16 protein-coding genes are annotated in these 12,986 nt (G+C 66.5%); 9 read left to right on the top strand and 7 right to left on the bottom strand.

Translation table 11 applies throughout. The features are described 5' to 3' along the window. Window positions 1-110: 110 nt before the first annotated feature. Window positions 111-1,034 (top strand): sulfite exporter TauE/SafE family protein, encoded by a 924-nt coding sequence (locus ACERIM_RS16380; RefSeq protein ID WP_049966485.1) that lies wholly within the window; start codon window positions 111-113, stop codon window positions 1,032-1,034. Window positions 1,035-1,047: 13 nt separating this feature from the next. On the opposite strand, the gene ACERIM_RS16375 is transcribed toward ACERIM_RS16380, so the two are convergent. The 4 genes from ACERIM_RS16375 to ACERIM_RS16360 all read right to left on the bottom strand — a co-directional run bounded on the left by ACERIM_RS16375 (window position 1,048) and on the right by ACERIM_RS16360 (window position 2,851). Continuing rightward, window positions 1,048-1,311 carry a hypothetical protein gene (locus ACERIM_RS16375; protein WP_006650524.1) on the bottom strand — a complete coding sequence of 88 codons (264 nt, stop codon included), beginning with the start codon at window positions 1,309-1,311 and terminating at the stop codon, window positions 1,048-1,050. After that, complete coding sequence (locus ACERIM_RS16370; RefSeq protein WP_006650523.1) at window positions 1,311-1,673, bottom strand: helix-turn-helix domain-containing protein; 363 nt, start codon at window positions 1,671-1,673, stop codon at window positions 1,311-1,313. The genes ACERIM_RS16375 and ACERIM_RS16370 overlap by 1 nt, the downstream gene beginning before the upstream one ends. A gap of 156 nt (window positions 1,674-1,829) precedes the next feature. Further along, window positions 1,830-2,306, bottom strand: a complete 477-nt coding sequence (locus tag ACERIM_RS16365) for a hypothetical protein (protein ID WP_006650522.1) — start codon at window positions 2,304-2,306, stop codon at window positions 1,830-1,832. Continuing rightward, window positions 2,303-2,851, bottom strand: a complete 549-nt coding sequence (locus ACERIM_RS16360) for a hypothetical protein (protein ID WP_373633477.1) — start codon at window positions 2,849-2,851, stop codon at window positions 2,303-2,305. Before ACERIM_RS16360 ends, ACERIM_RS16365 begins: the two co-directional genes overlap by 4 nt. Window positions 2,852-2,958: 107 nt before the next feature. Between ACERIM_RS16360 and ACERIM_RS16355 the strand changes: the two genes are divergently transcribed. The 4 genes from ACERIM_RS16355 (at window position 2,959) to ACERIM_RS16340 (ending at window position 6,614) form a co-directional block, all read left to right on the top strand. Then, window positions 2,959-3,684: a thioredoxin domain-containing protein gene (locus ACERIM_RS16355; RefSeq protein WP_006650520.1), complete on the top strand. Its 726-nt coding sequence runs from the start codon at window positions 2,959-2,961 to the stop codon at window positions 3,682-3,684. Window positions 3,685-3,893: 209 nt separating this feature from the next. Continuing rightward, window positions 3,894-5,318, top strand: a complete 1,425-nt coding sequence (locus tag ACERIM_RS16350; RefSeq protein ID WP_373633476.1) for a cytochrome ubiquinol oxidase subunit I — start codon at window positions 3,894-3,896, stop codon at window positions 5,316-5,318. Continuing rightward, window positions 5,311-6,312, top strand: coding sequence for a cytochrome d ubiquinol oxidase subunit II (cydB, locus tag ACERIM_RS16345; protein ID WP_373633475.1), 1,002 nt, complete (start codon window positions 5,311-5,313; stop codon window positions 6,310-6,312). Before ACERIM_RS16350 ends, cydB begins: the two co-directional genes overlap by 8 nt. After that, window positions 6,312-6,614, top strand: coding sequence for a hypothetical protein (locus ACERIM_RS16340; RefSeq protein ID WP_373633474.1), 303 nt, complete (start codon window positions 6,312-6,314; stop codon window positions 6,612-6,614). Before cydB ends, ACERIM_RS16340 begins: the two co-directional genes overlap by 1 nt. 44 nt (window positions 6,615-6,658) lie before the next feature. On the opposite strand, the gene ACERIM_RS16335 is transcribed toward ACERIM_RS16340, so the two are convergent. Together ACERIM_RS16335 and ACERIM_RS16330 are read right to left on the bottom strand one after the other, a co-directional pair. Further along, window positions 6,659-7,219 carry a class I SAM-dependent methyltransferase gene (locus ACERIM_RS16335; RefSeq protein WP_373633473.1) on the bottom strand — a complete coding sequence of 187 codons (561 nt, stop codon included), beginning with the start codon at window positions 7,217-7,219 and terminating at the stop codon, window positions 6,659-6,661. A 2-nt stretch (window positions 7,220-7,221) separates the two neighbouring features. After that, window positions 7,222-7,662: a DUF302 domain-containing protein gene (locus ACERIM_RS16330; RefSeq protein ID WP_049966477.1), complete on the bottom strand. Its 441-nt coding sequence runs from the start codon at window positions 7,660-7,662 to the stop codon at window positions 7,222-7,224. 241 nt (window positions 7,663-7,903) lie between these two features. On the opposite strand from ACERIM_RS16330, the gene ACERIM_RS16325 reads away from it, so the two are divergent. Then, window positions 7,904-8,137, top strand: coding sequence for a hypothetical protein (locus tag ACERIM_RS16325; RefSeq protein ID WP_049905950.1), 234 nt, complete (start codon window positions 7,904-7,906; stop codon window positions 8,135-8,137). 51 nt (window positions 8,138-8,188) lie between these two features. On the opposite strand, the gene ACERIM_RS16320 is transcribed toward ACERIM_RS16325, so the two are convergent. Then, complete coding sequence (locus tag ACERIM_RS16320; RefSeq protein WP_373633472.1) at window positions 8,189-8,860, bottom strand: helix-turn-helix domain-containing protein; 672 nt, start codon at window positions 8,858-8,860, stop codon at window positions 8,189-8,191. A gap of 137 nt (window positions 8,861-8,997) precedes the next feature. Here ACERIM_RS16320 and ACERIM_RS16315 point away from each other — a divergent pair, with 137 nt between their 5' ends. The 3 genes from ACERIM_RS16315 to ACERIM_RS16305 all read left to right on the top strand — a co-directional run bounded on the left by ACERIM_RS16315 (window position 8,998) and on the right by ACERIM_RS16305 (window position 12,946). Continuing rightward, a complete protein-coding gene (locus ACERIM_RS16315; protein WP_373633471.1) occupies window positions 8,998-10,263 on the top strand; it encodes an NnrS family protein in 1,266 nt (421 codons plus the stop codon). Window positions 10,264-10,331: 68 nt separating this feature from the next. Beyond that, on the top strand, window positions 10,332-11,678 hold the full coding sequence (locus tag ACERIM_RS16310; RefSeq protein WP_373633470.1) for an FAD-dependent oxidoreductase: 1,347 nt from the start codon (window positions 10,332-10,334) through the stop codon (window positions 11,676-11,678). Window positions 11,679-11,683: 5 nt separating this feature from the next. Beyond that, window positions 11,684-12,946: a M20 family metallopeptidase gene (locus tag ACERIM_RS16305; RefSeq protein ID WP_373633469.1), complete on the top strand. Its 1,263-nt coding sequence runs from the start codon at window positions 11,684-11,686 to the stop codon at window positions 12,944-12,946. The last annotated feature ends 40 nt before the right edge of the window (window positions 12,947-12,986 follow it).

Raw genomic sequence — 12,986 nt, 5'->3', positions numbered from 1 at the left:
GGTGACTCGAGCGATGATGAATCTCGCCGTATCGCACAGTCGAATACGTCGGGCCCGGTAATTGACTGCAAACGACGGTACGCGCCGTCTCTACTTACCTTCGAACTAGCATGAGTGCCTCCGAATCCAGAGTCGACGTCGAACAGTTTCTCACCAACCTCCTCGCGTTCCGATACCGGGAAGTGACGATGGTCGGCGCGACGGTGGCCGTTCTCGTCGCCGCGGTCGTCTTCTTCCCCGGATTCGAGAACGTCGGGAACGGTGTCCAGTCCGACCTTTCGGTCGGGTTGCTCGCCGGGATCGTCCTGGTCGCGATCGTCGCCGGCGCCGTCAAGGGCATGACCGGGTTCGGCTACTCGCTCATCATGACGCCGATCGTCGCGTCGGTGATCGATCCGACCGTCGCCGTCGTCGTCCTGGCGATCCCGCCGTGGATGCTCAACATGTTCCAGATCGCCGAAACCGGGACGGGACGGGCGTTCGTTCGCGAGGAGTGGACGCTGCTGGTACTCGCGATTGCGGGGACCATCGTCGGCGTTGCGGCGCTCGCGACGTTCAGCGTCGGCCCGATCGTCGCGTTCGTCATCGGTCTCGTCCTCTTCGGTTACGTGGCCTTTCAGTTCGTACAGAACTTCGTCACGGTCGAGCAAGCCCACCACCCGTTCGCCCTCGGCGCCGCCGGGTTCTTTCAGGGCTTCCTGCTTGCGTTCGCGAACCTCGGGCCGCTCCTCCCGGCGTACTTCCACACCTTCGAACGCGACACCGAGCGATACATCGGCGGACTGTCGATGGTACTCGGGACGATCTTTACGGTCCGTCTCGTCCAAATGGCGCTGTTCACCGATCTCCTGACGACCTACCGGCTCTGGCTCGGTTCGATGATCGCAGTGGTTACCATCGTCGGGTTGTTGCTGGGTACGTACCTCCGGCGCTTCGAGTTCGACGAGCGAACGTTCGACTGGTTCGTCGTCGGACTCCTGTTTGTCATCTCGCTTAACATCTTCCGGAACACCGTGCCGGCACTGTTCTTCTAGATTCGGGGCAACGTCACTTCGTCAGCGAGAGCAAAACGAGCCCCATCCCGCTCGAGACGATGACTGCCTGCACGAGGGCAGCGGACGCGATCGTCGTCCCGAACACGTGATAGATGAGTCCCTCACAGATCGCCCCGGCACCGATGAAGACGAATCCGCCGGAGACGTACAGCATCGGCGTCCGTCCGCTCCGGCGATAGCCGTGAAACGCCAGATACGCGACGACGAGACTCAAAGCGAGCGTAATCAGTTTGGCGAGGAGGAACGACGCGTCCATTACTCGTCACCCCGGATCCCGCGCCAGAGGTCGGTGAAGTTGTCGGCGAGTTCGTCGCGTGTCTCCATCGTCAGCGAGAGCTGTCCGTCGGTGACGTCGACGTGGAGTTCCTCGAGTGTGGTTTCGAACTCGCTTCGGTGAGAGCCGTCCGCGTCGACGGTTCTGCATTCCTCGATGAGGTCGTATTCTTGCAGTGTCGACACACGGCGATAAACCGTCGTCAGCGAGGCGTCACACTCCTCGCTGAGCGTCTTCGCTGTCTTCGGTCCGCCCCGATCGGCGGCGAGGAGTATCTTCCGTGCGTACTCGTCCGCGAGGAGCTGGAAGATCGCCGCCGAGTCCGAGGAACCACCGGGTTGCACACGAGAGACCCTCTCGTTCAGCGGCAAATAGGCCACGATTCGCTGACCCGGCAAATCACCGCAACCGTCTTGTATTGCCCTTCGAGCGGCGTCGGTGAGATGCCGTCATAGCGACTCGTCGGGGCCGACGGCTGTTCGAACGCAGTTCAAAACCGATCAGACGGCACAGGTCGGACACGTCCGGCTGTGGCGGACGTAGATCAGCCCGAGCAGCAGGACCACTGAGAGGGCCCCGAAAACCGGTCGTAACGGATCGACGTACGTCATGATCGCGGAGGAACTGAACAACGCGAGCAAAACGACGTTACAGATCGGACAGCTGACTGCCAGAAACCCGCCGACGAGACCGCCAAGCGCCAGGCGATCTTCGCCGCTCGTGTCGCCGTCCTCGAGCCCGGGTCCGACTCGCTCGGTCGCCAGCCGCTGTGCGGTGTACACGCCGGCGAGCAGTGCGGTCGACGTCAGGAACAGGTAGTCGATCGGCGTCCGCGGGACCATCCGAACGTAGAGCGGGTTCGGGAGCAAGCCGGTGACAAGTCCGAACAGCAGGAACACGCCGATTCCAGCGGCCGCTCCGTACCCCATCGCCCGGCGATCCGAGCGGATCGGTCGGAGGAATCCCCGGCCCGTCATTTCGCCCCCTCCGTCGCGATGGCACACCGTTCGGGATGGCCCGCCCGTCCGAGGAAGAACAGCAACAGCACGAGCCCGGCGACGCGAAGCGCCGCGCCGTCGTACGGGAGTGTCGCGAGGCCTCCGGCGAACCCGAGAAAACCGAGGAGACCGGCACCACAGCTCGCACAGCCAGAGGCGAGAAGTCCGGGGACGATCCCGGAGAGGTCGGCGAGACTCGAGACGCCGACGGTTCGCAGCTGTGTGACGGCGTTGACGACAGCGGTCCCCGACAGCAGTGCGTAGAGGACGATGATTCCGAGTCCGGTCCAGCCGTCGGTGCGGTACACCGTCTCCGTAAGTGAGACGACGACGTACTCGAACCAGTGGAGGCCGTCGCCGAGCATCTGGAGCGAGAACGCCGGCATCGTACTCAGGAGTAAGAGGACGTAGGTGGCGGCCGCGACGGCAACGAAACCGATCGTCCCCCGCCACGTTTCGAACGGATACGAGACCGCTGCGATGAGGTTCGTCAGATACTCCCGGCCCGCGGCGCGCATAGTCATCCGATCGGATCGACGGGAGACGACCTGAAATCACCAACTCCGATTTGCTGACCCAGCAAATCGGCGATTCCGTTAGGAACACGGACCAGAAACGCTCGGCAACACCGATGTCACTCGATCAGCCATCCCGTCGCGCGTTCCTCGCCGGCTCCGTCGTGACACTCGGCGCCGGTGGCGCCTACTATCTCACGCGATCCGACGACACCGCACAGCATCTCTCCCCGTCGTTTCACTCGAGCGACGAGACGTCAGCGTTCGGCGTCGATCTCGGCGGCAAGCCGATCATGGGCTCGCGAGCGGCACCGCTCGAGATCTACTACTGGACCGACTTCCAGTGCCCGTTCTGCGAGCAGTTCGAGCGGGAGACGCTCCCCCATCTCGTTCGGGAGTACGTCGAACCGGGCGACGTTCGCATCGTCTTCGTCTCGGTGCCCTATTTCGGTGCGGACTCGATGACCGCCGCGGTCGCCGGCAAGTGCGTCTGGGAGCAGGTCCGAAACGACGAGCCGGCCGCCTACTGGGACTGGCACACGGCAGTGTTCGACGAACAGGGCGAGAAGAACTCGGGGTGGGCGTCGACGGACAACCTCCTCGAGTACACCCGTTCCGTCGACGGCGTCGACGCGGACGCCCTCGAGTCGTGTCTCGAGGACCGACGGTCGGAGTTCGAAGCCGCGGTCGAAGCCGATGCGGAACGGGCGACCGAGTTCGGTATTTCGGGCACGCCGTCGTTCGTCGTCTTCGACCCGGAGTCCGAAGCCGCGGGATCGCTCACCGGTGCCCAGCCGCCGGAACGGTTCGACGACGCGATCGAACGGGTCAGGGACGCGTAGCACCGAACGGCGTCGGATCCGGCATCCGTCCGACGGGATCGGTAGTCGTCCGGGCTATCGGCATTGCGTCGGCAAACGGCCGCGTCAGGCGCTGTTTCGACGTTCGTACCCCAAGCCCTACTTCCCGGCAGGACCGAGATCCAATCGACGCCGCTCGCGGTTCACGAGAACGGACGGACGACCGACAACAGGTTCCGACCCCAACAGCCATGATCGACCCAGTCCTCGGCAGTCGGCTGCAGTTCGCGCTCACCACGATCGTTCACATCATCTTCCCGGTGATGAGCATGGGGCTCGCCCCCTTCCTCGTCTACTTCACGTGGAAGGACATCCGCACCGGCGAGCCGATCTACGAGCAGTTGCGCCGGTTCTGGACCCGGATCTTCGCCGTCAGCTTCGTTGTCGGCACCGTGACCGGTATCGTCCTCGAGTTCGAGTTCGGGACCAACTTCGCGGCGTTTTCGACGACCGCCGGCGAACTCTTCGGCGGCCCGCTCGCGCTCGAGGGCATGATGGCGTTCATGCTCGAGGCGACGTTTCTCGGCATCTTCGTCTTCGGGCGCGAGCGGGTCGGGAACGCGCTGTATATGGTGTCGGCGGTCGCGGTCGGACTGGGGACGTGGCTCTCGGCGGTCTGGATCCTGATCGCCAACTCCTGGATGCAGACCCCGCGGGGCTACGAGTTGACGACGGCGAACGGCCACACGATCGTCGAACTGGTCGATCCGGTCGCGGCCTACGCCAACCCCCGGTTCCCCTGGATGTTCGTCCACATGCAAAACGCCGCCGTCGAGTCCGTCGCGCTGTTTATGGCCGGGCTCGGCGCGTATTTCGTCTTCAGACACCACGTCTGGGAGTACCCGGTCGAGAACGTCGCGTTCTGGGAGACGACGCTCAAGTTCGGCCTCATCGCGTTGCTCGTTACCGCGCCGTTGCAGGTGCTACACGGCGACCTGTACGCGCGACACATCGTCGAGACCCAGCCCCAGAAGTTCGCCGCGATGGAAGCCGTCTGGGAGACCGACTCCTACGTCCCCGAGTACATCGTCGCGTTCCCGACCAGCCTCGACCAGCTGCTGGATCCGCGGGCCAAGGAGATCTTCGGCATCGGCATCCCCGGCGGCGCGTCGTGGCTCGCAAGCGGCGGCGATCCGCAGGCGACGATTCAGGGACTCGAGGAGTTCGAGGGAAAACAGCCGCCCGTGGCGATCGTCTTCTGGTCGTTCCGGATGATGGTCGGGCTCGGGTTCTGGTTCGTCCTGCTGGCCGTCTGGGGCGGCTACCGCTGGTGGAGCGGCGAACTCCTCGAGGACGATCTCCTTCACAAGGCCCTGATGCTCTCGACGCTGCTCGGCATTGTCGCGGTCGAACTGGGCTGGATCGTCACGGAGGTCGGCCGCCAGCCGTGGGTCATCCAGGACGTTTTGCGGACGACAGACGGCGTCTCGCCGGGGTTGACCGCCGGCGAGGCGACGGTGACGCTCGTGGGGTTCGCGATCGTCTACCTCGGCCTCCTGGCCCTCTACACCTACGTCGTCGTCCGCATCGTTCGGGCCGGTCCGCCGGACGGGGACGACCTCGCGACGCGGGACGCGTCGGAACGGCCCGCGTCGGAGGTGAGCGCCGATGACTGAGCCGGCCGCGCTCGCGACCGAGCCGCTGTTCGGTCTCCCGCTGGCCGACCTCTGGTTCGGGCTGGTGTTTTTCATTCTCGCGATGTTCCTCTTTCTGGACGGCTTCGACTTCGGGGTCGGCGCGCTGTTTGCGACGCGCGAAGACGACGACGAACGCGAACGGTTGCTGGCGGCCATCGGGCCGTTCTGGGACGGCAACGAGGTGTGGCTCGTCGTCTTCGGCGGCGCGCTGTTCGCGGCCTTTCCGTCGGTCTACGCCAACCTCTTCAGCCGCCACTACCTGTTGATGTTCGCAATTCTGGGCGCGCTCATCGTCCGAGGGCTCGCGCCCGAGATGTACGAACAGCGCCACGACGACGGCTGGCAGCGCTGGTGGGGCCGGGCGTTCGTCGTCGGCAGCCTCACCGCCCCCTTCTTTCTGGGCATGTTCACCGCGAACTGGGTGACCGGCGCGACGTCGATCGTCACTCTCCCGGCGCTTGTCGTCGGCCTCGCCGTCGTCGCGCTCACCGTCGTCGACGGCGTGGCCTTCCTCCGACTGAAGACCCGAGGCGACTTACGCGACGACCTCGAGACGGACGGCTACCGCGCGCTCGGCGCGTACCTCGTCCTCGTCGTCACGGCGCTCGGCTCCGTGTACGCGGTCGAACCGGCGTTGCGGTCGGCCCTGCTCTCGGCACCGGTGCTGGCGCTCGTCCTCGCGACGCTCGCGTTCGCCGGCGCGTACGCGGCGGCGACGCGGGCGGACCGCTACTACGCGGCGTTCGGCGCGGCCGCGGGGCTGGTCTTCGCGCTGGTCGCCATCGTCGCCGGCCTGATGTACCCGTCCATCGATCGAGCGACCGGACTGACGGTCGAGACGGCCATCGTCTCGACGCTGCAGCTCAATCTCATGTCCGTCGGCGCGGCCGTCCTGTTGCCGCTCGTGTTCGTCTACTTCGCGGTCCTCTACACCGTGTTCAGCGGGCCGATCGAAACGGGTGAGTCGTACTGATGGCAGCCGACGGCGATGATGGTCGACCCGCGGCTCGCGACGACGGCCGCACCGGCGACCGGACGACGACCGGACGGCAACCCCGGCTCGGCTCTCGAGTCCTGCTGACGTGGCTCGAGCTGACGGTCGTCGGGATCACCGGCGGCCTCCTCGGCGCGACGGTCGGCGGCCCGCCCGGGTTCGTCGTCTATCTGACGACGACGCTCCTGTCGGTCGGGATCGTCTTCCACAACGTCAACGAACTGATCAAGGGCTGGCTTCGAGCGACGGGAGCCGATGGACCACCCGAGGTGACGGACTGAAACGGGTGCCTCCCAGTCACGACCCGCTCGAGTGAGCAGCCGGCTCACTCGAGCGTCGCGATCAACAGGAACGTCTCCGGACGGACGGCCGCGTGTTCGATCTCGAACCCGGCCGCGCGGAGCGTATCCGCCGCCTCGTCGGCACTGTACCGTTCCTCGACCGGCGGACCGGCCTCGCCGGTGCCGGTCGCCGCCCAGTCGACGATCACGAGTCGCCCGTTCGGAGCGAGCGAGCGCCGGATCTCGGCGATCGCCTCGTCGCTCGCGAACTCGTGGTAGGTCATCGTCGAGAACGCGGCGTCGACGTCGCCGTCGTCGAACGGGAGGTCGCTCACGTCGCTGGTCACGAGATCGACGTTCTCCGGAACGCCTTTCTCGCGGTAGTACTCGTGCATCGCCGCCTGCAGGTCGACCGCGTAGACCGCCCCAGCGTGTGGAGCGACGTCGTCGGTGAAGAAGCCGGTCCCGCTCCCGAGGTCGGCGACCGTATCGTCCGGCGACAGCGAGAGCGCCCACAGCAGTTCCTCGGCCGACACGAACCGGTATCGCTGCTCGGCTTCCTCTAACTTGTCCGCTCGCTCGGAGTCGAACGTGTGGTGACCCACGGTTACAGGGCCTCGAAAGCGTCGTCGACGATTTCGCCGGTATCCGCGATTATATCGGCCATCTCGTCATCGTCCGGCGCCATCCCGACGAGCCGTGCGATCCGCATGATCGAGACGTGATAGACCAGCTGGCGGCCGGGCGCTTCCTCCCGGACGACGACGTTACACGGGAAGAGTCCGCCCATCTTCCCGTCGGTCGCCTCGAGCGCCCGGTCGGCCACTGCCGGGTTACACGCCCCGAGGACGTAGTAGGGGTCGCGGTCGGCGTCGACCTTCTCGTTCAACAGTTCTGACGGGGAGAACTCGACGGGGACCCCGAAGCCGGCGTCGGTGAACACCTCGCGGACGTGTTCGATGGCTTCCTCGTGGTCCATCTCGAGGGTCGTCTGTGTGGCACCGATGTCGTCCGGATCGATCTGACTCGGGTCAATGGGTAACGCCATTGTGTGGAGTATTGGGCGTTTAAGACAAATGCCTTTCGACGGCTCGTCTCCACACACGAAAACGGCTCGGCGCGTGTCGGCGTGTCGAGGCCGCCTCCCGACCGGGGCACGGTCTCGACGCCTCGTCGAGAGTCACCGAATCGACGGTCCGCTGCTTCGCTCGTTCCGAGACCCCCGTCCCGTCCGCGAGGGCGGAAAAACGCCCCAATACATTTACGCACACCTGATCGAAAACCGACGCATGGACTCCGACTCGGCCTCCCGACGGTCGCTTCTCGGACTCGCGGGCGTTGCGAGCCTCTGTTGTCTCGGAACCGGCGGTCTGGTGGTCGGCGGGACCGCTGCCGTCGCCGGCGGAGCCGCGGCCGGGAACGCGAGCAGCGGGGTCGTGCAACTGGCGGTCACCCTCGTCACGCTCGGCGTGATCGGGATCGGACTGCGGTTTCGGACCCGCTGTTCGGACTGTGACACCTGAATCGAACCCGCGGAAACCGAACCGGCCGCGCCTGTCGTCCCTTCCCGTCGTTCACCGCTCGAGGTGTGATCGCGGCTCCGATGCCGGCCCGAACTGTTCGTCGGCGAACCACGAGATGATGCTCCCCTCGGCCCGATGTAGCACGTCGCTACACGTCGCTTTCGAGACGTTCAACCGATCCGCAACGTCCGTCAACGTCGCCTCCCGCGGCGTCGCGTAATAGCCGGCTTCCAGTGCTGTCGCCATCACCTCCTGTTGTCTGTCCGTGAGCAGTCGGTCCGCCTGTGTCGTCCCGATTTCGGCGACGGATTCGAGCGTGTACTCGATCCCGGCGGCCTCGAGGGCCTCCCCGAGAGCCGAAAATCGCGACGAGGACGTCACCAGTTCCCACGTGGCTTCGCCGTTCTGGATCGAAAACGGCAGTCTGATCGGTACTCCGGCCTGCCACAGCGGCAAGAGAAGCGGCGGACTGGTCGCTTCGACCTGGAGGAGGGCCGTCTCCTCCTGCTTCCAGAGCAGTTCCACGTCGACGACGTCGGACCGTTGCTCGATGGCCGTCAGTATCGGGAGCGGGTCGTCCGTCGTCAGGTTGAGTAGTGCGATCCCCGCCTGCTCTCCCGCGAGTGCGGTGACGATCTCGAAGACCGCCTCCGAGTGCGTCCTCGAGACGTCTCGGATCCAGATCCCGTCCGGCAACGAGATCGAGAGCGTGGCTCGTGGCATACAGGACCTGACTCGTCGCTCCCTTTTACGTTCTCTGCTAACATATTAATGGCAGAACTATATGTTCGCGACGGGGCTACCCGTACGGCCGAACGCCTACGCGACGGGGAGGCGAACACGAGAGTAGTGACACAACTATGAACATGCAGACGCGGAACGATCCGTTCATCCTCATGGCAGGGGTGTACCTGACGGTCGGCCTGCTCGCCGCGATCGGAACGCTGACCGTCGAGGCCGGACTCCTCGAGCCGCTCCCCCGCCTCCGGTGGGTGACGGTTCACTTCGTTACGATCGGCGGGCTGACCCAGGCGGTGTTCGGCGTCCTGCCGACGTTCGTCGCGGCGCATTCGACCGGTCGGCGATCGTCCGCCGGCCGAAGCCGATGGCTGCAATGGGTGTCGGTGAACGCCGGCTATCCGCTGTTGCTGGTGGGGATGTCGACGGGGTCGACGATCACCGCCGGGGCCGGTGCGATTCTCGTTCTCAGCGCGCTCCTGTCGTTGCTGGTGACGGTGGTTCGGCTGCGGTCGCCGTCGACCGCGACCGCCGGTTCGGCGCGGTACTTCCGAACGGCACCGTGGTTTCTGGTCGTCGGCATCCTGGCCGCGCTCGGAATGCTGTTCGGCGTTCACGGACCGGGGGGTTACTTCGGGTCGCTCGAGGCGCACGTCCACGCCAACGTCTGGGGGTTCCTCGCGCTCGTCGTCGCTGGCGTCCTCCTGACGGTACTCCCGGAACTGCTGGGGACCGACCGTCGATTCCCTCGCGCTCGCACGATCACGTACTGGGGACTCACGATCGGCGCGGCGGGGCTGGTCGTCGGGCCGTGGACCGCCCGGCACGAACTCACGATCGGCGGACTGGTGATCTACGTGGTCGGGACCGGCGCGCTGCTCGCGTCCGTCGTCGGGACGTACCGGCGCAGCGAGCGCCGGCGGGACAGCCGGATCGCGCTCGTGCTGGGCGCGTATTTCTGGCTGCTGGTTCCGGTCCCGATCGCCCCGTTCGTGTTGCTGTTCCCGACTGCCGTCCCAGCCGCCGCGATCGAACGCGCGGCGATCAACGGACTCGTCTTCGGCTGGCTGTTGCAACTGGCGATGGCCTTCCTCCCGGTCGTCGCGGTCGCGGCCGGACGGGACTCGGTCGAGTTCGTCGACGCGATCGCGACGGCGGCCGAGACGGGGCCACAGCCGTCCTGGATACAGGTCGGGAGCGCGAACGCGGGGATGCTCCTCCTCTGGTTGACGGCCGTGCCACTGGCCGACGGCGTCGCATCGCTTCTCACGCTCGGCGGCTATCTCCTGCTCGCCGCCGCATGGGCGGCGTTCGTCGTCGATCTCTGGACGGCCCTCGCGGGCGAGCGTTCCGTCCGGCGACGGCTCGAGGAGACCCCGTTCGGATAGCCCACCATACTTGTATAATATTGGGAATTTTGGAAAATACTTTACGCACGGCGACCCTACCGCCGAATATGAACGAGACGTTCGTCGTTATCGGCGGTGACGCAGCGGGAATGAGCGCCGCGAGCAAGGCAAAGCGCGAGGATCCCGACCGAGCGGTGATCGTCTTCGAGAAAGGGGAGTGGGTCTCCTACGCCGCCTGCGGGATGCCCTACTACGTGAAAGGCGCGGTCGACGACCTCGACGATCTCGTTACCGTGACGCCCGAGGCGTTCAGGGAAAAACGGGACATCGACCTGCGAACCGGCGCGGAGGTCGTCGACATCGACCGCGAGGGACGGACGGTGACGGTCGAGACCGACGACGGGACGTACGAACAGTCCTACGACGACCTCCTCGTCTCGACCGGTGCGAGCGCGATCGAACCCCCATTCGACGGACTCGACCTCGAGGGCGTGTTCACGATCCACGACATGGACGAGGCCGACGCCATCGAGGACTACGTCACCGAGGAGGGCCCGGAGACCGCCGCGATCGTCGGCGGCGGCTACGTCGGGATCGAGATGGCCGAAGCGCTGTCGGCCCGCGGGGCCGACGTCCACCTCTACGAGATGTTGCCCCACGTCCTCCAGCCGTTCGGCGAGCCGGTCGCCGAGGTCGTCGAAGACCACCTGCGCGAGCAGGGGGTCGATCTCCACCTCGAGACCGCCGTGTCGGGCTTCGTCGGCGACGAGCGGATCGACGGGGTCGAACTCGAGGACGACACCGTCGACGCGGACATCGCGATCGTCGGCGTGGGCGTCGCCCCGAACGCCGACCTCGCCGAGTCGGCCGGGATCGAACGCGGGCCGACTGGCGCGGTCGCGACCGACGAGTTCGGTCGGACGAACGACGAGAACGTCTACGCGGCGGGCGACTGCGCGGAGTCGACCCACGTCGTGACCGGGGAGCCGGACCACGTGCCGCTGGCGCTGACCGCCAACCGCGCGGGCCGGGCGATCGGCCAGACCGTCACCGGCGATCCCACGCCGGTCGGCGACATCGCGGGGACGGCCATCGTGAAGGCGTTCGAACTGGGAGCCGCCCGGACGGGAATCGTCGACGAGGAGCGGGCCCGCGAGGCGGGCTTCGATCCCGCTTCGGTGACGATCTCGGCGTCGTCGCGCGCACACTACTACCCCGACGGCGCGGAACTCACCGTCACCCTGCTGGCCGATCGGGACACCGGCCGGCTCCTCGGGGGAAGCGTCGTCGGTCGCGACGGCGCGAAGCGGATCGACACGGTCGCGACGGCGCTGACGGCCGACATGACCGTGACCGAACTGCAGAACGCGGACCTGGCCTACGCGCCGCCGTTTAGTCCCGTCTGGGACCCGATCCTGACGGCGGCGAAAGTCCTCTCGGGGAACCTCGAGTGACGGCGATGACCGACGAACTCGAGGCGTTCGTCGCCGACCGCCGCGAGGAACTGGCCGCCCTCGCGCTCGACCTGCTGGCGATCGACACGGCGAACCCGCCCGGCGACACGCGCGAGATCGTCTCGCTGCTCGAGGAACACCTGTCGCAGTATCCGGTCGACGTCGAGCGGGTCGCGGTCGATCCCGCGAAGCCGAACCTCCTCGTGACGCTGCCGGGCGCGAGCGACCGAACGCTGCTGTACAACGGGCACCTCGATACGGTGCCGTTCGACAGCGGCGCCTGGTCGCACGATCCCCTCGGGGAGCGCGTCGACGACCGACTCTACGGCCGCGGCGCGACCGATATGAAAGGAGCCGTCGCCGCGATGTTGTTCGCGATCCGCGCGTTCGCGGAGACGGGGATCGAACCGCCAGTCGACCTCGCGTTCGCGTTCGTCAGCGACGAAGAGGTCGGCGGCGATGCCGGGCTGCCGGCGCTGCTCGAGGACGACCGCCTCGAGGCCGACGCTTGCGTCATCGGCGAACCGACCTGCGAGGAGCGGCGCCACTCCGTGACGGTCGCCGATCGGGGCAGCATCTGGCTGACGCTCGAGGCGACCGGCGAGGCCGCACACGGCTCGCGGCCGGTACTGGGCGAGAACGCGATCGACCGCCTCTACGACGCGGTCGGAACGCTGCGAAAGCGATTCGGGCGGCGGCGACTCGATCTCGATCCCGCGATCGAGCCGATCCTCGAGGAATCGATCGCGTTCTACGGGCCGACGATGGGTGTCGAGACCGCCCGCGACCTATTCGAGACCCCGACGATCAACCTCGGCGTCCTCGAGGGCGGGGACGCGGTCAACAGCGTCCCACAGACGGCTCGCGCTGAGATCGATATCCGAGTGACCGCGGGCGTATGTACCGCCGATCTCCTCTCGGAGATTCGGGAGTGCGTCGCCGATTGCGAAGGAGTCACGGTCGCCGACGTTGCCTGGAGCGTCGGCACCGCCGAACCGATCGACAGCCCGCTCGTCGAGGCCGTCGCCTCGAGCGCCGAAGCGGCGACCGGCGAGCGGGTGTACCGCAGAAGTGCGACCGGCGGCGGCGACGCGAAGAAACTACGCAACGCCGGCGTACCGACGGTGGAGTTCGCGCTCGGGACGGACACCGTCCACGCGATCGACGAGTACACGACCGTCGACGCGCTCGTCGGCAACGCGACGATCTACGCGCGCCTCCCCGAACGGTGGGCGGCCGCGGCCGACGGGGCGGACGTCCGGCCATAGTGGCCACTGACAGTCGTTGCCCACCCGACCGCACGGCAGT

Origin of the sequence: Natrinema sp. H-ect1, from assembly GCF_041821105.1 — an archaeon.
Classification (GTDB): Archaea; Halobacteriota; Halobacteria; order Halobacteriales; family Natrialbaceae; genus Natrinema; species Natrinema thermotolerans.
The sequence above is the reverse complement of the archived record's forward strand: the minus strand, read 5'-3'. Positions and strand labels throughout refer to the sequence as shown.